Genomic DNA, 19,749 nt, shown 5'->3' with positions numbered 1-19,749 from the left:
CTTCCTCTTCGGATGCTTCGACCTAGCCGAGCTTCAGGCGCAGGTCGGTGAACTTGGAACGGACGGTGCCGTCGATGATGTCGTCGCCGATCGAGACGCGGAGTCCGCCGAGGACTGCCGGGTCGACGATCTGCTGGAGCTGGAGCGAGCGGCCGTACTGCCGCTCGAGCCCGGCGCGGAGCCGGTCGAGCTGGTCAGCGGGGATCGCCCTCGCGGTGGTGACGGTGGCGAGCGAGTCGCCCGCTGCCGCCGCGACCTCGGCAGCAGCCCCACGGAGCAGCTGCCCGATGCGACGGCCGCGGGGCGTGCGGACGAGGTGGTCGAGGATCGCCAGCGTGGCGTCGTTCGAGCGCCCCGCGAGCAGCCGCTCGACGAGCCGCGCCTTGTCGTCAGCCGTGCCGCGCAGGCCGCCCATGGCCAGCTCGAGCTCGGGGTCGGAGCCCACGATGCGCTGGAACGAGGCGATCTCGCCGGCGACGTCGGCACCGCCCGCCGAGCGGACGGCGACGCGGATGCCCGCGCTGTCGATCGCGGCGAGGATGTCGTCGGCACTCGACCAGCGCTGGCGGGCCAGGTGCGCGACCACGGCCTTCGCCGGTGCACCGAGCTGCCCGAGCACGCGCTCGGCGAGCGCCGCGCGCGAGTCGGGCGTCGCCGTGGCATCGGTCAGCGAGGAGAGCACCTGCGAGCTGCGCTCGAGGGCACGCGAGGCTCGGAAGAGCTCCCGCGCGTCGTCGAGCCCCGCGAAGGGCTGCGCCCTGAGCGCCTCGTCGATGCCGGCTCGCGCCTGGCTGGTCGCGCTGCCCACTAGCGGTTCGCTCCCTCGCGCTCGAGGTCAGCGAGGAAGCGGTCGACGATGGCCGAGGAGCGCGAGTCGTCCATCGACTCGCCGACGACCTTCTCGCTGAGGTCGAGGGCGAGCGTGCCGACCTCGGACTTCAGCGACGAGAACGCCGCCTGGCGCTCCTGCTCGATGCGCTGCTGCGCCTGCGCGGTGATGCGCTCGGCATCCTCGACGGCGCGAGCCTTCAGGTCTGCCTCGATCTTGGAGGCGTCGGCGCGAGCCTTGTCCTTGATCTGGGCCGCCTCGGCGCGTGCCTCCGCGAGCTGCGTGTTGTATGACTCCAGAGCGGCAGCGGCCTCGGCCTGCGCCTCCTCCGCCTTCTTGATGCCGCCCTCGATCGCTGCGGAGCGCTCGTCGAGCAGCTTCTGCATGCGAGGCAGGACGACCTTCCAGAAGATCAGCAGGAGGACGAGGAAGACGACGGCCGACCACAGGATGTCGTAGAACTCGGGGAGGAGCGGGTTCTGGGAGGCCCCCTCTTCCGCCATGGTGAGTGGAAGGTTCAGCATGCGAACGTCAGTTCGTCATGAAGAAGTACGTGGCGATGCCGATGAAGGCCAGCGCCTCGGTGAACGCGATGCCGATGAACATCAGGACCGTGAGGCGGCCCTGCAGCTCGGGCTGGCGCGCGACACCCTCGATCGTCTTGCCGACGACGATGCCGACGCCGATGGCCGGGCCGATCGCGGCGAGGCCGTAGCCGACGGTGCCGATGTTGCCGTTGATCTCGGCGAGAATGGTCGTGGCGTTGTCCACGGTGTTTCCTTCCGTTGGGTTCCGGGAGTCCGGGGGTTGGTCAGTGCTCTTCAGCCAGCGCGAGCTGGATGTAGACGGTCGTGAGGATCGCGAAGACGTAGGCCTGCAGCACAGAGACGAGCAGCTCGAAGACCGTGAAGGCGAAGCCGAACGCCAGGGTGCCGACGCTCAGCAGCGGGAAGAGACCGCCGGCGCTGAGGAGGAAGAAGTGCGTCGCGGCGAAGAACAGCACGAGCATCAGGTGGCCGACGAGCAGGTTCATCATCAGTCGCAGCGTCAGGGTGATGGGGCGCAGGATGAAGGTCGAGAGGACCTCGATCGGCGTCACGATGACGTAGAGGGCCTTCGGCACGCCGGGCGGGAACAGCGCGTTCTTGAAGAAGGCGCCCGGGTGCTTCTTGATGCCGGCGTAGATGAACGCGATGTAGGCGACGAGTGCGAGCACGAGCGGCACGCCGATCACGGAGGTGCCTGCGATGTTCAGCCCCGGGATGATGCCCGTCAGGTTCATCGCCAGCACCATGAAGAAGATGGTGGTGATGAGCGGCAGGAAGCGCTTGCCGTCCTTCTCGCCCAGCAGGTCGATGGCGATGCCGTCGCGCACGAAGCCGAGGCCCATCTCGATCAGGCTCTGGCCGCGGGTCGGGATCAGGCGCAGCTTGCGCGTGCCGAGCACGAAGACCAGGATCAGCACCGCCGCCGCGAGCAGGCGCACGAGGATGATGCGGTTGATGCCGAAGATCGGCGACTCGCCGTCGAACCACGGGATGGTCGGCTCCGCGAAGAGGATGACCGGCGGGAAGAAGTCGGCCAGGCTCGGCGGATGGAACGGCTCAGGCTCGGTTCCTGCGGCGGCCAGCAGCGTCATCAAGGCGTTCAGCGTCTCTTCCTCAACCTCATGGCGCCTGGCGCCGGTTCGACGTCGGTGCGCCCCCTCGCGCGGACACGCTCGAAGATGAGCGATGCAGTGGGGGGAGCACTCACGACTCTAGCAGAGCGGCGCCCGCCGCCCGGCCAGTTCAGGCGCACGATCTCAGGCGCGAGCGCCGGATGCGGGGCGCCCCTGGGTCTCGTCGTCGGCGTCGCTGTCGATCGTCGGCTGACGGCTCGTGGCGATCACGACGCAGTCGATGACGAGCGAGCCGATGACGGCCACGAGCAGCGAGCCGAAGGCGACGCCGCGGTGCAGCCAGTCCTGCTCTCCGAGCACGAAGACGAGCACGATGAAGAGGGCGAACTTCAGCAGCCAGCCGCCGAGCACGACGCCGAAGAAGGCGCCGGAGACCATCTCACCCTTCGAGACCTTGAGCGCGAGCACGATGCTGCCGGCCGTGAGCATGCAGAAGACGATCGCGAGGGCCGTGCCGACCAGCGCGGACGCGACGCCCGCCCCCTCGGCCAGGAACCATCCGACCACCCCGCCGACGATGGCGACCGCTGCCGCCAGCATGCCGCCCCACAGCAGGATGCGCTGCATGATCTGGGTCGTGGTCACCGGGGATCCCCCTGAGGCTCGGCCTGGGTGTCGACGCGCGCGCCGACATCGGTCGCCCCCATCTTCCCATGCCCCGCGCGCCGCTCGCGCACCACCCGCAGGAAGGTGCGCCAGACCCGGCGGCTGACGGGCGCGGCCGTGAGGATGCCGCACAGCACGAAGCCGGCGAGCATGATGCCGACAGCGACCCACCAGGGCATCGGCAGCAGGAACAGCAGGCAGCCGACCGAGACGACCGTCGTCCAGGCGTAGAAGATCAGCACGGCGCCGAGGTGCGAGTGGCCCATGTCGAGCAGCCGGTGGTGCAGGTGCTTGCGATCGGCGGCGAAGGGGCTGTTGCCGTTCATCACGCGCCGCACGACGGCGAGCACGAAGTCGGTCATCGGCAGCAGCAGGATCGCGAGCGGCAGGAGCACGGGGATGAAGGCCGGCAGGATCTGGCTGCGGCCGCCCATGGTGCCGAGGTCGATCTGGCCGGTCACGGCGATCGCGCTCGCCGCCGTCAGCAGGCCCAGCATGAGCGCACCGCCGTCGCCCATGAACATGCGGGCCGGATGCCAGTTGACCGGCAGGAAGCCGAGGCAGACGCCCACGATGATGGCGGTGATGAGGCTCGCGAGGGAGAAGTAGGCGTTCTGCTGGCTGAAGTTCTGGCTGATGATCCAGATGTAGCCGAAGAACGCCGTCGAGCCGATGATCGTGGTGCCGGCGACGAGGCCGTCGAGGCCGTCGATGAAGTTCACGGCGTTCATCACCAGCACGATGATGAGCACCGTCAGCACGATCGCCATCGTCGACGACGGCACCGTGAGGCCGCCGATCGGCAGGCTCACGATCTGGACGCCGAAGAACGCCACTCCGGTGGCGACCAGGATCTGCGCGCCGAGCTTCAGCATCCAGTCGAGGTCGAAGAGGTCGTCGAGCACGCCGATGACGCAGATCGCCACCGCGCCGCCCAGCAGCGCCCAGATGCGCGTCGGCTCGGCGAAGACGCCCGCGAGCTCAGGGATCAGCGAGGCGATGCCGAAGGTCGCGAGCAGGCCGATGCACATCGCCACGCCGCCCAGGCGCGGGGTGGGGCGCGAGTGCACGTCGCGCTCGCGCACCGGGGGGTGGATGCCGTGCTTCAGCGCGAAGCGGAGCACCACCCGGCAGGCGACGAACGTGACGACCGCCGCCGTGAGCGTGATCAGGAGGAAGATCACGGCATCATCCGTCGGCGAGCATCGCGCCCAGCACCGCGGCGATGCTCGCGCGCGGCAGCACGCCCTGGCGCACGATGCGGAAGGGGCCGTCGGCCGAGCAGTCGAGGATCGTGGAGCCGTTGTTCGGCCGCCGCTCCCCCGCCTCAGCGGTGTCGCCGGCGCCGCCCACCGTGCCGGCGTCGAGCACGACCGCCACGCTGTCTCCGAGCATCTCGGCGGCAGCGGCGGCCTCGGTCGGCGCAGGCATGCCGTGCTTGTTCGCGCTCGAGACGGCGAGCGGGCCGGTCTCGCGCAGCAGCTCGATCGCGATGGGGTGGTCGGGCACCCGGACGGCGACGGTGCCGCCCGTGTCCCCGAGATCCCAGGTCAGGGACGGCTGGGCGCGCAGGATCACGGTGAGCGGGCCGGGCCAGTGCGCGTCGAGCAGCGGCTCGATCTCGGCCGGCACGCGCTCGGCGAGCGCGGTCGCCATGTGGCGGTCGGCGACGAGCACCGGCGGCGGGAAGCCGCGATCGCGACCCTTCGCCGCGAGCAGCCCGGCGACCGCGGTGTGCGAGAACGCGTCGGCAGCGATGCCGTAGACGGTGTCGGTCGGGATCACGATGCTCTGGCCGGCAGCGACCGCCGTGCGCGCCGCGCGCACCCCGGCGAGGAGGGAGGCGGGATCGGCGCAGTCGTGGATCGCGGGCACCCGCCCATGGTAGTCGTGCGGCTCGCTACCGGATGGCGGCGGTGACCCGGTCGCGGCCCGCGAGGTCGCGCCGCGTGCGGGCATGCAGGAACCCCGCATCCTCGAGCATCTGCACGATCGCCGGGCCCTGCTGCTCGGCATGCTCGAAGGCGACGAGGCCGCCGGGCTGCACGAGATCGGCAGCCAGCGAGACGAGGTCGCGCACGAGGTCGAGGCCATCCGCGCCGGAGTAGAGCGCGCCCTGCGGGTCGAAGCCGCGCACCTCGTGATCGGCGGGCACGGATGCGTGCGGCACGTAGGGCGGGTTGGACACGAGCGCCGCGAGCGCCCCGGGCAGGATGCCGACCGAGGCGAGGGCTGCCGCGTCCCGCGCATCGGCGTGCAGGAGCACCGTGGCGGGCGAGAGAGCCGCCAGGTTGCGGCGCGCCCAGACGTAAGCGGCCGGACTCGCCTCGACGGCGACGACGCGCGCATCGCTCTCGCGCGCGATCGCGATCGCCACTGCTCCGCTGCCGGTGCCGACGTCGAGCACGAGCGGCTCGGCGTCAGCGCGGTGCCGCAGGTGGTCGAGCGCCACGTCGACGAGCAGCTCGGTCTCCGGCCGCGGGGTGAAGACGCCGGGGCCGACGGCGAGCTCGATGTGGCGGAACGGAGCGAGCCCGGTGATGTGCTGCAGCGGCTCGCGCGCCGCGCGGCGCGCGACGGCCGCGCGGAACCGCGCCAGCGCATCCGCCCCGATGGCGCGGCCGAGGGTCATGTCGACGCGCAGCTCGCCGAGACTGCGGCCCGTCGCCCAGGCGGCGAGCAGCTCGGCGTCGGGGCCGTCGACGCCGACCGCCGCGAGGCGCGAGCGCGCGTCGTCGATGATGTCTGCCACAGCCGGTTGCACCACGGCACCACGGTAGCGGGGGCCGCCTGGTCCCTGAGCCGCTCCGCGCCGCAGGCGCTGAGCGTGTCGAAGGGCTTCGAGACGCGAGCGGCTGCGCCGCACGCTCCTCAGCCAGCGGGGGTGGGCTGCGCTGCGCGCTCCTCAGCCAGCGGGTGGGGCTGGCTGCGCCGCGCGCTCCTCAGCCAGCGGAGGTGCGCTGCGCCGCGCGCTCCTCAGCCAGCGGGGCGGCGCGGCCCCTAGGATAGAAGCCAGGCTTCCACCCGATGAAAGGAAACGGCATGGCGCGCATCTTCGATGACATCACGGCCACGATCGGCGGCACACCGCTCGTGCGACTGCAGCGGCTCGACGACACCGAGGCGACCGTGCTGCTCAAGCTCGAGTCCTTCAACCCGGCCGCGTCCGTGAAGGACCGCATCGGCAAGGCCATCATCGACGCCGCCGAGGCATCGGGCGAGCTGCAGCCCGGCGGTGCGATCGTCGAGGGCACGAGCGGCAACACCGGCATCGCGCTCGCGATGGTCGGCGCGGCCCGCGGCTACCGGGTGATCCTCGCGATGCCGGAGACGATGTCGGTCGAGCGCCGCGCGATCCTCAAGGCCTACGGTGCCGAGCTCGTGCTCACGCCCGGCCCCGACGGCATGCGCGGCGCGGTCGAGCGCGCGCAGCAGATCGTCGACGAGACGCCTGGCGCCATCCTCGCGCGCCAGTTCGCCAACGAGGCGAACGTTCGCGTGCACCGCGAGACCACCGCTGAGGAGATCTGGGCCGACACCGACGGCGACGTCGACATCTTCATCGCCGGCATCGGCACCGGCGGCACCATCACCGGTGCAGGCGGCCGCCTCAAGGAGCTGAACCCCGACATCCAACTCGTCGCCGTCGAGCCCGCGGACTCGCCGCTGCTGACGAAGGGACAGGCCGGCCCCCACAAGATCCAGGGGCTCGGCGCCAACTTCGTGCCAGAGATCCTCGACACCGAGGTCTACGACGAGGTCATCGACGTCGAGCTCGACGACGCCGTGCGCCTCGGTCGCCGCCTCGCCGCCGAGGAGGGCATCTTCGCCGGCATCTCCTCCGGCGCGATCCTGTGGGCAGCGCTCGAGGTCGCGAAGCGCCCCGAGTCGGCCGGCAAGACCATCGTCGCGATCGTGTGCGACACCGGCGAGCGCTACCTGTCGATGCCGATCTACGCCGACCTGGCCTGACGCTGCATGGGTCTGCTCAACATCCGCGAGGACATCGAGAGCGCGAAGCGGCACGACCCCGCCGCCCGCGGAGCGCTGACGATCGCGCTCACCTACTCGACCTTGCACGCGGTGTGGGCCCACCGCATCCATCACCGCCTCTGGCACGCCGGTGCGCGCTCGCTCGCGCGCGCCGGCAGCCAGTTCGCCCGCTTCATGACCGGCGTCGAGATCCACCCGGGGGCGCGCCTCGGCCGCCGCTTCTTCATCGACCACGGCATGGGCGTCGTGATCGGGGAGACCGCCGAGACGGGCGACGACGTGATGCTCTACCACGGCGTCACGCTCGGCGGCACGGCGAACGCCGCCATCAAGCGCCACCCCACGCTCGGCCACCGCGTGCTGGTGGGCGCGGGCGCGAAGATCCTCGGCCCGGTCGCCCTCGGCGACGACGTCAAGGTGGGGGCGAACGCGGTCGTGCTGCACGACGCGCCACCGGGTTCGACGCTCGTGGGGATCCCCGCGAAGCCAGTCGCGCACACTGCTGACGCGGAGCTGCCGCACATCGAGTACTCGATCTGAGCTCTCGCCCGGTCGAGGGGCGACCGGCTCAGCGCCCGAGCTGGGCCTCGCCCTCGCCGCGACGCTCGGGCTCGTCGTGGCCGCTGGTGAGCTTGAGGCCCACCACGGCGACGATGATCCCCGCGACGCACAGCACGACGGGCCAGCTGAGCGCCTGCGAGCCGGTGAGCATCGCCCAGCCGACCGTCAGCGCAGCGCCGATGCCCGCCCACACGGCGTAGGCAGTGCCGATGGGGATGGTGCGCGCCGCGATCGCGAGACCCACCATGCTGAGCGCGAGCGCGACGGCGAAGACGGCCGTCGGCAGCACGATCGTGAAGCCGGCCGATGCGGAGAGCGCGGTCGCCCAGACCGCCTCGAGCACCGCGGAGACGAGCAGGAGCGGCCACGCGAGGCCCGGGCGGGTCATGCGAACACCTTCAGCCCGACGACGGAGGCGATGAGCAGCGCGATGAGGCCGACGCGCACCCAGGTGGCGCGCTCGGCCTTGGTGACGATCGCCCAGAGCGCCGTGACGCCGGCGCCGATGCCGACCCAGACGGCGTACGCGGTGCCGGTCGGGATCTCCTGCATGGCGATGGCGAGCCCCGCCATCGAGAGCACGAGCGCGATCGCGAAGACCACGGTCGGCCTCCACTTCGAGAAGCCCTTCGAGCGCCCGAGCGCAGTCGCCCAGACGGCCTCGAGGAGGCCGGAGGCGACGAGGATCACCCAAGACATGACGAGTCCTTCCGGCCGTCTTGTCGCGATGCGGGTACGGCTCCCTCGTCCGCGGATCCGGCGTCGGATCCAGGGTCCAGCCTAGCAAGTCCGGCCGCGCTCGTCACAGGGTCGACCGGCATCCGTCAGCGAAGCGCCGACCCCTGCCGCCGATCCCGACCCGGTGCACCAGGTCGGGATCGGCGGCAGGGGTCGGCATCCGGAGAGCCGGAGCCCCGGGTGCCGGATCAGGGTCGCGCTGCGGGGCCCGCAGCGGTGTCGACGGTGCGGTGCGCCTCGTGCTCCCCCGGCCACTCGAACTCCGCGACATAGGCGGCGAGCGTCGCTTCCTCGAACGGCACGGACTCATCCCCGGGGGTCCTGGCGCGCACGCGCTCGAGCAGGACCTCGAACGGTGCCCGCACGACGACCAGCTCGACCGACACGCCCATGGCGCCGCAGCGCATCCGCCACCGGTCGCGCACCGCGCGCGTCGAGAGCGAGGCATCGAGCACGACGGAGCGATCCGCTGCGACCGCCTCAGCCAGCCGCTCGTGCAGGTCGACGTCGATCTCGTGCATGAGCTCGACCGAGGGGAGTCCGTCGCGCACGCCGCGCGCCCAGGACTCACGGTCGTAGGACAGCACCAGCGCTCCCGCCGCCTCGAGCTGGCGCGCGAGCGTCGACTTGCCAGCTCCTGCGGGGCCGCACAGCAGCGTCACCTGGGCCATGGCGCGAGCCTACGCCCGGGCGCCGCCCGTCAGGCGGAGGGGTTCGCTCGACGGCGCGGCCGACCGAGCGCGAACCAGCCGAGCGCGCCGACGACCGGCGCGACGATCACGATGAGCACCCAAAGCAGCACCTGCGTGCCGGAGAGGTCGCGAGCGCGAAGGATCTGCCACAACGCAGCGGCCGCCAGCGCGACCACCACGATGACGACCAGCGACCAGACGACGTCGTAGGCCGCGGGGAGCAGCGGGTTCGCGGCCTGCGCCAGGGCGATCATGCTGCGAGCCTAGCGGGCGGTGCGACCCCTGGCGAAGGGTGAGAGCGCCAGGCCGACCGCCGCGACCGCGAAGCCCGCGCAGACGATCGCGAGGGCCGGACCGATGCCGATCGCGTCGCCCAGCAGGCCGCCGAGCGGCGCGGCGATCACGATCATCGCCCGGTTGACCGTGCGCATCGTCGCGTTCATGCGCGCCTGCATCCGGTCGGGCGTGGCCCGCTGGCGCAGCGCCATCTCGCTCGGGTTCGAGAGGCCCATCACGACGCCGGCGACGGCGAGCCCCGCGAGCACGAGCGCCAGACCCGGCGCCGCAGGCAGCCGCAGCACGGCGGGCAGCGCCACGATGGCCCATGCGATCGGCAGCACCGAGCGCTCGAGCAGGATCGTGCGCGCGAGGCCGAGTCGACCTGCGACGGCACCGGCGAGCGCCGTCCCCGCCAGGGTCGCGGCACCCAGCGCACCGACCGCGAGGCCGAGGCCGGCCGGGCCGGCCTCGAGCTCCAGCAGCACGAGCGGCACGAGCAGCGTCATCGCGGCGCCGTTGCAGAGGAACCACACGTGCGTCCAGCGGGCTTGCGGCCCGAGGCGCGGATGCCGGTGCACGAAGCGCAGACCGTCGCCGATCGCGCGCCACAGGCCGTGGGGCCGGCGCCCTCCGCGCGCATCCTGCGGCAGTGTCCACAGGACGATCGCCGACACCAGGTGCGCGAGCGCTGCCAGCAGCAGCGAGACCGGCGCGCCGAGCCAGGCGATCACCGCACCAGAGACCGCCGGTCCCGCCGACTGAGCCGCGTTCGAGCCGGCGTCGAGGCGCTGGTGCGCCGGCAGCAGCCGATCGCGCTCGACGAGCCGCGGCACGAGGGCCTGCGAGGCGGCGTCGTTCAGGAGGCTCGCGGTGCCGAGCAGCGCGACGGCGAGCAGCAGCACCCACAGCGCGCCGCCGCCGACGAGCCACACCGCCGCGAGCCCGCCGAGCAGGAGCGCTCGAGCGAGATCGCTCACGATCATCACCGTGCGCCGCCGCATCCCTCGACGACAGCGCCGACGACCAGACCGAGCACCACGTACGGCAGGAAGCGCGCCGACGACAGCCAGCCGACCTCTGTCGCTCCCCCGCCGAGGTCCAGCAGCACCATCGTCTGCAGCGCGATGACGGCGAGGCCGAGCCCCGTCTCGGTCGCGACCTCGACGCTCCAGAACCGCCAGAACGCGGCCCCCATCGGTGCCGGCCGGGGACGCTCGCGCCCGGAGCGCATCCGCCCGGGCGCCCGGGGCATCAGCGGATCAGCCCTCGTCGCCCGCGAGCGCGGCCAGGCGCGCCTCTTCGTCGGCCGTGATGCAGGAGTCGATCACCGGCTGCAGCGCGCCGTCCATCACGGTGTCGAGGTTGTAGGCCTTGAAGCCCGTGCGGTGGTCGGCGATGCGGTTCTCGGGGAAGTTGTAGGTGCGGATGCGCTCGGAGCGATCCATGCCGCGGATCTGCGACCTCCTGGCGTCGGAGGCGGCCGCCTCGAGCTCCTCCTGCTGCCTCGCGAGCAGCCGGGCGCGCAGCACGCGCATGCCGGCCTCGCGGTTCTGCAGCTGGCTCTTCTCGTTCTGCATCGACACCGTGATGCCGGTCGGGACGTGCGTGATGCGCACCGCCGAGTCGGTCGTGTTCACGCTCTGGCCGCCGGGCCCCGACGAGCGGTAGACGTCGATCTTCAGGTCGTTCTGGTCGATCTGGATCTCGTCGGGCGCATCGACCTCCGGGAACACCAGCACGCCGGTGGTCGAGGTGTGGATGCGGCCCTGCGACTCGGTCGCGGGCACGCGCTGCACGCGGTGCACGCCGCCCTCGTACTTCAGCGACGCCCACACGCCCTGCGCCGGGTCGTTCGAGGATCCCTTGATGGCGATCTGCACGTCCTTGAAGCCACCCATGTCGCTCGCCGTCGACTCGAGCATCTCGACCTTCCAGCCGCGGCTGGTGGCGTAGTGGGAGTACATGCGCACGAGGTCGGCGGCGAACAGCGCCGACTCCTCGCCGCCCTCGCCGCCCTTGACCTCCATGATCACGTCGCGCCCGTCATCCGGGTCGCGCGGGATCAGCAGCCTGCGCAGCTTCTCCTCGGCCTCGTGGGCGGTCTGCTCGAGCGCCGGCACCTCCTCGGCGAAGGCGTCGTCCTCGCGGGCGAGCTCGCGCGCCGCCTCGAGGTCGTCGAGCGAGCCGCGCCAGCGCTCGTGCGCGGCCTTCACCTGGTTGAGCTCGGCGTAGCGCCGGTTGACCCGGCGCGCACGCACGGCGTCGGCGTGCAGCGCCGGGTCGGCGAGCTGCTGCTCGAGGTCGGCGTGCTCGGCCAGCAGCCCTGCGACCGACTCGAACATGTCAGTCCTTGTCGTGCTGGCCGGGCATCGACTTCGAGACCTTCATCAGGAACTCGACGTTCGACTGCGTCTCCTTGAGCTGCTTGAGCACGAGCTCCAGCGCCTGCTGGGTCTCGAGCCCGGCGAGCGCCCGGCGCAGCTTCCACATGACCTTCGTCTCCTCGACGCCCATCAGCATCTCCTCGCGACGGGTGCCGGATGCGTTGACGTCGACGGCGGGGAAGATGCGCTTGTCGGCCATGTGGCGCGAGAGGCGGAGCTCCATGTTCCCGGTGCCCTTGAACTCCTCGAAGATCACCTCGTCCATCTTCGAGCCGGTCTCGACGAGCGCGGTGGCGAGGATCGTCAGCGAGCCGCCGTGCTCGATGTTGCGCGCCGCGCCGAAGAACTTCTTCGGCGGGTAGAGCGCGCTCGAGTCGACGCCGCCGGAGAGGATGCGGCCAGAGGGCGGCGCCGACAGGTTGTAGGCGCGGCCCAGGCGCGTGATGCCGTCGAGCAGCACGACCACGTCGTGGCCGAGCTCGACCAGGCGCTTGGCGCGCTCGATCGCGAGCTCCGCGACGATCGTGTGATCCTCGGCGGGCCGGTCGAAGGTCGACGCGATGACCTCGCCCTTGACGGTGCGCTGGAAGTCGGTGACCTCCTCGGGGCGCTCGTCGACGAGCACGATCATCAGGTGCACCTCGGGGTTGTTCTCGGCGATGGCGTTCGCGATGGCCTGCATCACGAGCGTCTTGCCGGCCTTCGGCGGCGACACGATCAGGCCGCGCTGGCCCTTGCCGATCGGCGAGACGAGGTCGATCACGCGCGTCGAGAGCTTGTTCGGCGTCGTCTCGAGGCGGAGGCGCTCCTGCGGGTAGAGCGGCGTCAGCTTCGAGAACTCGACGCGGCTGAGCGACTCCTCCGTCGTCTGGCCGTTGATCGAGTCGACGCGCACGAGCGCGTTGTACTTCTGGCGGCCCGACTGCTGCTCGCCCTCGCGCGGCTGCTTGATGGCGCCGACGACCGCGTCGCCCTTGCGCAGGCCGTGCTTCTTGACCTGGGCGAGCGAGACGTAGACGTCGTTCGATCCCGGCAGGTAGCCGGAGGTGCGCACGAACGCGTAGTTGTCGAGCACGTCGAGGATGCCGGCCACCGGCAGCAGCACGTCGTCCTCGTGGATCTCGAGCTCGGCGTCCTGGCCGCGGGTGCGCGTGCGCTCGCGGCCGCGAGTGCGGCGCGATGCGGCATCCTGCTCGGCCTGCTGCTGCGCACCGCCCTGGCCACGGCCACGGCCGCGCGAGCGGCGCGAGCCGCCCTCGTCGTCGCCCTCGTCGTCCTGCTGCTGCTGCTGGCTGCGCTGCTGGTTGCCGCGCTGCTGCCCCGCGTCCTGCTGGTCGCCGCTCTGGCCGCCCTTGCCGCGGCTGCGGCGACGGCGCGAGCCGCCCTGCTGGTCGTCGTCGTCCTGCTCCTGGCCGCGCTGCGGCTGGCGGCCGCGGCGGTCGTCACCCGACTGCTCGGCGTCGTCACGGTCGTCGGATGCGCGGCCACGGCCGCGGCGCGAGCCGGACGAGCCGTTGTCGTCGCCACGCGCATCGCGAGCCGGCGCGCTGTCGCGGCCTCCACGCTCGCCCTGCGCCTGGTCGGCCTGGTCGGCCTGGTCGGCCTGACCCTGGTCGGCCTGACCCTGGTCGGCCCGACCCTGGTCTGCCTGGCCCTGGTCTGCCTGGCCCCCGTCTGCCTGGCCCCCGTCTGCGGCTTGCGCATCGTCGGCCTGGCCCTGGGCGGGCGCCTCGTCGGCGGTCGCGTCGGCCTGAGCCTCGGCGGGCGCCTCGTCGGCGACCTTGCGCGAGCGGCTCGCGCGGCGCTTGGCCGGCTTCTCGACCGGTGCCTCTGCGGCGGCCGAGCCGTCGGCGTCGGTGCCGGAGTCGGCGGGCTGCGCGTCGGAGGACTCCGCTGCTGCAGCCTCATCGGCGCGCTTCTCGGCCGCGGTGCGACGGGTGCTGGTGCGGCGCTTGGCGGGCTTGTCGGGGGTGGCCTCGTCGCTGGCGCCCGCTTCGGCGGGTGCCGCGTCAGCGGGTGCCGCGTCAGCTGCCGGCGCGGCAGCGGCCTGCTCGGCCACCGACGACGTCGTCGCGCGGCGCGAGCGGCGCTTGGGCGCTGCCGGCGCCTCGGCTGCAGCAGCCTGGTCGGCCGCGGGCCGGGCGTCGGCGGTCGCCGCGGGCTGCTCGGTGGCGGTGGGGTTGTCGGCTGCCTCGGCTGCCGGAGGGCTGTCGATCGTCTCGCTGGTCATAGCGCGAGTGCTCCTTATGAGTTGGCCCGCGCGCGATGCCGCGGGCATGGGACCTTGTCTCCCGCTGCGCCCACGGCCTGAGCAGCTGTCACAGCTGCTCGGCGGTCGAGCGCATCAGAGATGCAGAGAGTTGGAGTCTGGAACACCCCAGCCGGGCTACGCCGCGGCACTGGTGGGGATGGGCTCCACTGTACCACCGCGGATGTCGACGGCCAGCAGGCGCGCACTCCACGCATCCGGCGCGTCCTCGACGATCCGGGCGGCATCCAGCCGGGCTGCGGGGTCGCCCGCGAGCACGAGCACCGATGGCCCGGCGCCCGAGACGACGGCGGCGTGACCCGCGGCTCGGAGCGCCTGGACGAGCGCGCTCGTCTGCGGCATCGCGCTCGCGCGGTACGACTGGTGCAGGCGATCCTCTGTGGCGTCGAGCAGCAGCTCCGGGCTCTGGGTGAGCGCCGCGACGAGCAGCGCGGATCGCGAGACGTTGAAGACGGCGTCGGCGTGCGGCACGGCCTCGGGCTGGAGGCTGCGCGCGAGCTGGGTCGACATCGTGCCCTCCGGCACCGCCACGAGCAGGGAGACCCCGCGGTGCACGGCGAGCTGCTTCTGGCGCGGCCCCGTCTCGTCGACCCACGCGATCGTGAGGCCGCCGAAGATGGCGGGCGCCACGTTGTCGGGGTGGCCCTCGAGCTCGGTCGCGAAGCGCAGCACGGCGTCGTCGTCGACCGGGGCGATGCCCTCGAGCAGGCCCTTGGCGGCGAGCACGCCCGACACGATCGCGGCACCGGAGGAGCCCATGCCGCGCCCGTGCGGGATGCTGTTGCGCGCCTCGAGCACGAGGCCCGGCGCCTGGACGCCGACCCGGTCGAAGACGTGGAGGATCGAGCGGGCCACGAGGTTCGTCTCGTCGGTGGGCACGCTGAGCTCGGTGCCCGCCTCCCCCACGCCCGTCACCGCGACGCGCACGCCCTCGGCGACGGCCTCCACCTCGAGCTCGTCGTGCACGTTGAGCGCCAGCCCGAGCGTGTCGAAGCCCGGGCCGAGGTTCGCGCTCGTCGCCGGGACGCGCACGCGCACGCGTCGACCGAGCGGCACGGTCGCCGCCGCGCCCGTCATGCCAGTCCCAGCAGCTGAGCGACCTGCGTGGTGTCGGCGTCCGCCGACTCGGGGGTGGCGTCGGAGCCGTCCTCGAGCCGCAGGCCCCACTGCGCGTCCTTGAGGCCGTGCCCGGTCACCGTGAGCGCGACCGTCGACCCCGCGGGGATCTCGCCGGCAGCGTGGCGCTCGAGCAGGCCGGCGACCGAGATGGCCGAGGCAGGCTCGACGAAGACGCCGGTCGAGGAGGCGAGCAGCCGCTGCGCGCGCAGGATGCCCGCGTCGTCGATCGCGCCGATGAAGCCGCCGGACTCGTCGCGCGCGTCGAGCGCCTGCTGCCACGAGGCCGGGTTGCCGATGCGGATCGCGGTCGCGACCGTGTCGGGCTGCCGCACCACCTCGCCGTGCACGATCGGCGCCGCGCCCGCGGCCTGGAACCCGAGCATCCGCGGCCTCCTGGTGGCCATGCCGGAGGTCTCGGCGAGCGAGTAGCCGCGCCAGTAGCTCGTGATGTTGCCCGCGTTGCCCACCGGGATGCAGTGGATGTCGGGGGCGTCGCCCAGCACGTCGACGATCTCGAGGGCCGCGGTCTTCTGCCCCTCGATGCGGTCGTCGTTCACCGAGTTGACGAGGTGCACCGGGTAGCGGTCGGCGAGCTCCTTCGAGATCTCGAGGCAGTCGTCGAAGTTGCCGCGCACCTGCACGATGCGCGCGCCGTGCACGACCGACTGCGCGAGCTTGCCCATCGAGATCTTGCCCTCCGGCACGAGCACGATCGCCTGGATCCCCGCGGCGGCCGCGTAGGCGGCGGCCGACGCAGAGGTGTTGCCGGTCGACGCGCAGGCGATGGCCTTCGCGCCGCGCTCGACGGCGCGCGAGAGCGCCACCGTCATGCCGCGGTCCTTGAACGAGCCCGTGGGGTTCAGCCCCTCGAACTTCACGAAGACGCGCGCGTCGGTCATCTGCGACAGCGCCCTCGACTCGATGAGCGGGGTGCCGCCCTCGCCGAGCGTCACGACCGTCGACGCATCCGTCACGTCGAGCACGTCGGCCCACTCGCGCAGCACGCCCTGCCAATGATTCCGCTTCGCCATGGTTCTCTCCTAGTCGATGAGCCGGATCACGCTGTCGATCCGCTCCACGTCGGTGTGCGCCTCGAGCGCCTCGAGCACATCTGCGATGCGCGCCTCGCTCGCGGCGTGGGTGCCGAGCACGAGCGCCGCGCTGCCGTCGGTCGGATCCTGCCGCACCGACTCGACCGACACGCCCTGCTCCGAGAAGAGGCCGGCGACCGCGGCGAGCACGCCGGGCCGGTCGCTGACCGTGAGCGCCACCTCGTGCCGCGCGACGACGTCGCCGAAGGGCGCGAGGCCGAGCTTCGCGTGCGTCGAGCCGGGCATGCCGGGGCCGCCGGCGACGTGGCGCCGGGCGATCGAGACGAGGTCGCCGAGCACCGCGGAGGCGGTCTCCGGGCCGCCGGCGCCCGCGCCGTAGAACATCAGGTCGCCGGCCGACTCCGCGGTGACGAAGATCGCGTTCATCGCCTCGTGCACGGCGGCGAGCGGATGCGTCGCAGGCAGCGAGACCGGATGCACGCGTGCGGAGACGCGATCGCGGGCGTCGCCGCCAGGCTCTCCCGGCAGCCGCTCGCAGATCGCCACGAGCTTCAGCACCCGGCCGTTGCGCTCCGCCTGCTGCACCATCGCATCCGTCACACCCGTGATGCCCTCGCGGTGCACCCGGGAGGCGGGCACCTCCGTGTGGAAGGCGAGCGAGGCGAGGATCGTCGCCTTGCTCGCCGCGTCGAAGCCCTCGATGTCGGCGGTCGGGTCGGCCTCGGCGTAGCCCAGCTCGGTCGCGATGCGCAGGGCCTCCTCGAGCGACGAGCCCTCGGTGTGCATGCGGTCGAGGATGAAGTTGGTGGTGCCGTTGACGATGCCCATGACGCGCGTCACCCGGTCGCCCGCGAGGGACTGCTCGAGCGGGCGGATGATGGGGATGGCGCCGCCGACGGCCGCCTCGTAGGCGACCTGGGCGCCGACCGTCTCCGCCGCCTGGAAGAGCTCCGGCCCGTGCGCCGCGACGAGCGCCTTGTTCGCGGTGACGACGTCGGCCCCGGCCGCGATGGCGTCGAGCAGCAGGCCGCGCGCGGGCTCGATGCCGCCGAGCAGCTCGACGACGATGTCGGCGCCGGCGACGAGCGTGCCGAGGTCGGTGGTGAGCAGCTCGCGCGGCAGGTCGACGTCGCGCGGCGCGTCGACGTCGCGCACGCCGATGCCGACGAGCTCGAGCGGCGCGCCCACCCGCGCGGCGAGCTCGTCGTGCTGCTCGAGCAGCAGCCGAGCGACCTGGGAGCCGACGCTGCCCGCGCCGAGCAGCGCGATGCGGAGGGAACGGTAGGAGTTCATGCGGATGCGGCTCCGTTGCTGGGTTCGGGGTCGGCGGCAGGAGCCGGGTCGAGACCGGCGTCGCGCGAGAGCACGTCGTCGATCGACTCCCGCCGCACGAGGGTGCGCACGAGCGCACCGCCGTCGGGCAGCACCGACACCGAGAGCACCGGCGGGCGCGGCGCCGCGTTGTAGTTCGACGCGAGCGAGTGGCAGTAGGCGCCCGTCGCGGCGACCGCGAGCAGGTCGCCGGGCGCGACGTCGGCGGGCAGCCACTCGGCGTCGACGACGATGTCGCCCGACTCGCAGTGGCGGCCGGCGACGCGCACGAGCGCGGGCTCCGCATCCGACGAGCGGGAGGCGATGCGGGCGGAGTACTGCGCGCCGTAGAGCGCCGGCCGGGCGTTGTCGGCCATGCCGCCGTCGACGGAGACGTAGGTGCGGGCGCCGTCGCCCAGCTGCACGGGCTTGATCGTGCCGACGGTGTAGACGGTGATGCCGGCGGGCCCGACGATCCAGCGGCCCGGCTCGATCGCGATCCTCGGCACCGCGACGCCGAGCTCGCCCGCAGCCTGCCGCACCGCATCCGCGAGCCTCGAGGCGATCGCCTCGATGGGCTCAGGGCTGTCGGCCGCCGTGTAGGCGATGCCGAAGCCGCCGCCGAGGTTCAGCTCGGGGAGCTGCTGGCCGTCGGCGCCGAGCTCGGCGTGCAGCGCGAGCATGCGCCGGGCGGAGGCCGCGAAGCCCTCGTGGTCGAAGATCTGCGAGCCGATGTGCGTGTGCAGGCCCACGAGCTCGAGGCTCGGCAGGGCGCGGATGCGCCGGACGACCGCCGGCGCCTCGGCCACCGGGATGCCGAACTTCTGATCCTCGTGGCTCGTCGCGAGGAACTCGTGGGTCGAGGCGTGCACGCCCACCGAGATGCGCAGCCGCACGCGCTGCACCCGGCCGGCAGCCTCCGCGGCCGCCGCGATGCGCTCGACCTCGATCGGCGAGTCGATGACGAAGGTGCCGACGCCCGCCTCGACGCCCGCCTCGATCTCGGCGACCGACTTGTTGTTGCCGTGGAACCCGATGGCCGCAGGCTCGACGCCCGCGCGCAGCGCGACCGCCAGCTCGCCGCCGGTGCACACGTCGATGCGCAGGCCCTCCGCGCGCATCCATCGCGCCAGATCGGCCGTCAGCAGCGCCTTGCCCGCGTAGTAGACGTCGACGGCGGGCTCGCCGCCCGGCACGGCGAACGCGGCCTCGAAGGCGGTGCGGATGCGACGGGCGCGCTCGCGCACGACGGTCTCGTCGACGAGCAGGAACGGGGTGCCGTGCTCTGCCGCGATGTCTGCGACGGAGGCGCCCCGCACGTGCAGCACGCCGTCGACGCGCTCGGCGCCCGCGGGCCAGACGCCCTCGGCGAGCGCGTTCGCGTCGGCCGGATCGGTCAGCTGCGGGGCGAGCGGATGCGGCACGGGGGCTCCGTCCGTACGAGGGGTGGGGGCCTGCCTGGCAGGCGGCGTCTGCGCTTGTGGCGCTGACACCATCTTAGGGAACCGTCGGATACCGTGCCGTGCGTGCCGACACCTGACGCAACCTGGTTCGAGCGCGACCCGGTCGAGCTCGCGCCGCTGCTGCTCGGCGGCGTGCTGCGACGCGCGGATGCGGTCGGTGCCGTGGCCGTGCGCGTCACCGAGGTGGAGGCCTACCGCGGCAGCGACGACCCCGGTGCGCACACCTTCCGCGGGCAGACGGCTCGCAACGCGACCATGTTCGGACCGGGCGGGCACGTCTACTGCTACTTCACCTACGGCATGCACCACGCCGTGAACATCGTGGCCGGGCCGGCCGGCAGCGGATGGGGCGTGCTCGTGCGCGCCGGCGAGGTCGTCGAAGGACTGCCGCTCGCGCTCGAGCGCCGCGCTGCCCGGCGTCGCTCGCCCGTCGTGGGCGAGCCCGCGCGCGGGCCGGGCAACGTGGCGCAGGCGCTCGGGGCGACGCTCGCGGACGACGGGGCTCCGCTCGGGCCGCGGGACGAGGGCTCCCAGCCCGGCGCGGCGTCGGCTTTCGAGCCCGGTGCCGCGCTGGCCCCCGCGGCGCAGTGGTCGTTCGCGCCCGCCGCGGCGCCGATGCCCTTCCGCACGGGGCCGCGCGTGGGCGTCAGCGGTCCCGGTGGGGACGCATCCGCCTTCCCGTGGCGCTTCTGGATGCCGGGCGAGCCGAGCGTCTCGGTCTACCGCGCGGCGGCCCCCCGCACGCGCCCGCGCTGAGCGGCCGCTGCCGGGG

Annotated in this window: 23 protein-coding genes and 1 riboswitch; of the genes, 3 read left to right on the top strand and 20 right to left on the bottom strand. The window is 72.8% G+C overall.

Features of this window, described 5'->3' with window-relative positions; genetic code table 11:
- Positions 1-22: 22 nt before the first annotated feature.
- The 8 genes from BQ6202_RS03385 to prmC all read right to left on the bottom strand — a co-directional run bounded on the left by BQ6202_RS03385 (position 23) and on the right by prmC (position 5,883).
- Positions 23-808 carry a F0F1 ATP synthase subunit delta gene (locus BQ6202_RS03385; RefSeq protein ID WP_072313037.1) on the bottom strand — a complete coding sequence of 262 codons (786 nt, stop codon included), beginning with the start codon at positions 806-808 and terminating at the stop codon, positions 23-25.
- A complete protein-coding gene (locus tag BQ6202_RS03380) occupies positions 808-1,353 on the bottom strand; it encodes a F0F1 ATP synthase subunit B (protein ID WP_072313036.1) in 546 nt (181 codons plus the stop codon). The genes BQ6202_RS03385 and BQ6202_RS03380 overlap by 1 nt, the downstream gene beginning before the upstream one ends.
- A gap of 7 nt (positions 1,354-1,360) precedes the next feature.
- Positions 1,361-1,600: an ATP synthase F0 subunit C gene (gene atpE / locus BQ6202_RS03375; protein ID WP_072313035.1), complete on the bottom strand. Its 240-nt coding sequence runs from the start codon at positions 1,598-1,600 to the stop codon at positions 1,361-1,363.
- Between the two features lie 40 nt (positions 1,601-1,640).
- Positions 1,641-2,468, bottom strand: a complete 828-nt coding sequence (gene atpB, locus BQ6202_RS03370) for a F0F1 ATP synthase subunit A (protein ID WP_072313034.1) — start codon at positions 2,466-2,468, stop codon at positions 1,641-1,643.
- Between the two features lie 165 nt (positions 2,469-2,633).
- Positions 2,634-3,095, bottom strand: a complete 462-nt coding sequence (locus tag BQ6202_RS03365) for a Cg1360 family ATP-synthase-associated protein (protein WP_083586905.1) — start codon at positions 3,093-3,095, stop codon at positions 2,634-2,636.
- On the bottom strand, positions 3,092-4,300 hold the full coding sequence (locus BQ6202_RS14540; protein ID WP_083586902.1) for a glycosyltransferase family 4 protein: 1,209 nt from the start codon (positions 4,298-4,300) through the stop codon (positions 3,092-3,094). Before BQ6202_RS14540 ends, BQ6202_RS03365 begins: the two co-directional genes overlap by 4 nt.
- A gap of 4 nt (positions 4,301-4,304) precedes the next feature.
- Complete coding sequence (locus tag BQ6202_RS03355; RefSeq protein ID WP_072313033.1) at positions 4,305-4,991, bottom strand: L-threonylcarbamoyladenylate synthase; 687 nt, start codon at positions 4,989-4,991, stop codon at positions 4,305-4,307.
- A 25-nt stretch (positions 4,992-5,016) separates the two neighbouring features.
- Positions 5,017-5,883 (bottom strand): peptide chain release factor N(5)-glutamine methyltransferase, encoded by an 867-nt coding sequence (gene prmC, locus BQ6202_RS03350; RefSeq protein WP_072313032.1) that lies wholly within the window; start codon positions 5,881-5,883, stop codon positions 5,017-5,019.
- A gap of 275 nt (positions 5,884-6,158) precedes the next feature.
- Here prmC and cysK point away from each other — a divergent pair, with 275 nt between their 5' ends.
- A complete protein-coding gene (cysK, locus tag BQ6202_RS03345; protein ID WP_072313031.1) occupies positions 6,159-7,088 on the top strand; it encodes a cysteine synthase A in 930 nt (309 codons plus the stop codon).
- A gap of 6 nt (positions 7,089-7,094) precedes the next feature.
- Positions 7,095-7,649: a serine O-acetyltransferase EpsC gene (gene epsC / locus BQ6202_RS03340; RefSeq protein ID WP_072313030.1), complete on the top strand. Its 555-nt coding sequence runs from the start codon at positions 7,095-7,097 to the stop codon at positions 7,647-7,649.
- Positions 7,650-7,677: 28 nt separating this feature from the next.
- On the opposite strand, the gene BQ6202_RS03335 is transcribed toward epsC, so the two are convergent.
- From BQ6202_RS03335 to lysA, 12 genes are all read right to left on the bottom strand, one after another.
- Entirely contained in the window at positions 7,678-8,058 is a 381-nt protein-coding gene (locus BQ6202_RS03335) for a DMT family transporter (protein WP_072313029.1), read from the bottom strand.
- A complete protein-coding gene (locus BQ6202_RS03330) occupies positions 8,055-8,369 on the bottom strand; it encodes a DMT family transporter (protein WP_072313028.1) in 315 nt (104 codons plus the stop codon). The genes BQ6202_RS03335 and BQ6202_RS03330 overlap by 4 nt, the downstream gene beginning before the upstream one ends.
- A gap of 10 nt (positions 8,370-8,379) precedes the next feature.
- Positions 8,380-8,443, bottom strand: a riboswitch (guanidine-III (ykkC-III) riboswitch).
- Between the two features lie 153 nt (positions 8,444-8,596).
- Positions 8,597-9,079, bottom strand: coding sequence for a P-loop nucleotide/nucleoside kinase family protein (locus BQ6202_RS03325; protein ID WP_072313027.1), 483 nt, complete (start codon positions 9,077-9,079; stop codon positions 8,597-8,599).
- 29 nt (positions 9,080-9,108) lie between these two features.
- Positions 9,109-9,354, bottom strand: a complete 246-nt coding sequence (locus tag BQ6202_RS03320; RefSeq protein ID WP_072313026.1) for a PLDc N-terminal domain-containing protein — start codon at positions 9,352-9,354, stop codon at positions 9,109-9,111.
- 9 nt (positions 9,355-9,363) lie between these two features.
- Positions 9,364-10,356, bottom strand: a complete 993-nt coding sequence (locus BQ6202_RS03315) for an MFS transporter (protein WP_159433607.1) — start codon at positions 10,354-10,356, stop codon at positions 9,364-9,366.
- 5 nt (positions 10,357-10,361) lie between these two features.
- The gene (locus tag BQ6202_RS14535) at positions 10,362-10,631 is read right to left on the bottom strand and encodes a hypothetical protein (RefSeq protein ID WP_143143620.1); all 270 of its coding nucleotides are present in this window, start codon (positions 10,629-10,631) and stop codon (positions 10,362-10,364) included.
- A gap of 7 nt (positions 10,632-10,638) precedes the next feature.
- On the bottom strand, positions 10,639-11,721 hold the full coding sequence (gene prfA / locus BQ6202_RS03310; RefSeq protein ID WP_072313025.1) for a peptide chain release factor 1: 1,083 nt from the start codon (positions 11,719-11,721) through the stop codon (positions 10,639-10,641).
- 1 nt (position 11,722) lies between these two features.
- Positions 11,723-13,993, bottom strand: a complete 2,271-nt coding sequence (gene rho, locus BQ6202_RS03305) for a transcription termination factor Rho (protein ID WP_083586890.1) — start codon at positions 13,991-13,993, stop codon at positions 11,723-11,725.
- A gap of 156 nt (positions 13,994-14,149) precedes the next feature.
- Positions 14,150-15,109, bottom strand: coding sequence for a homoserine kinase (gene thrB / locus BQ6202_RS03300; RefSeq protein WP_072313024.1), 960 nt, complete (start codon positions 15,107-15,109; stop codon positions 14,150-14,152).
- On the bottom strand, positions 15,106-16,182 hold the full coding sequence (gene thrC, locus BQ6202_RS03295) for a threonine synthase (protein ID WP_072313023.1): 1,077 nt from the start codon (positions 16,180-16,182) through the stop codon (positions 15,106-15,108). The genes thrB and thrC overlap by 4 nt, the downstream gene beginning before the upstream one ends.
- Before the next feature lie 9 nt (positions 16,183-16,191).
- A complete protein-coding gene (locus tag BQ6202_RS03290) occupies positions 16,192-17,496 on the bottom strand; it encodes a homoserine dehydrogenase (protein ID WP_072313022.1) in 1,305 nt (434 codons plus the stop codon).
- The gene (gene lysA, locus BQ6202_RS03285; RefSeq protein WP_072313021.1) at positions 17,493-18,938 is read right to left on the bottom strand and encodes a diaminopimelate decarboxylase; all 1,446 of its coding nucleotides are present in this window, start codon (positions 18,936-18,938) and stop codon (positions 17,493-17,495) included. Before lysA ends, BQ6202_RS03290 begins: the two co-directional genes overlap by 4 nt.
- A gap of 102 nt (positions 18,939-19,040) precedes the next feature.
- Between lysA and BQ6202_RS03280 the strand changes: the two genes are divergently transcribed.
- Entirely contained in the window at positions 19,041-19,733 is a 693-nt protein-coding gene (locus BQ6202_RS03280) for a DNA-3-methyladenine glycosylase (RefSeq protein ID WP_072313020.1), read from the top strand.
- Positions 19,734-19,749 lie beyond the last annotated feature (16 nt).

The sequence above is a fragment of the Agrococcus sp. Marseille-P2731 genome (assembly GCF_900117395.1).
Lineage (GTDB): Bacteria > Actinomycetota > Actinomycetes > Actinomycetales > Microbacteriaceae > Agrococcus.
The sequence above is the reverse complement of the archived record's forward strand: the minus strand, read 5'-3'. Positions and strand labels throughout refer to the sequence as shown.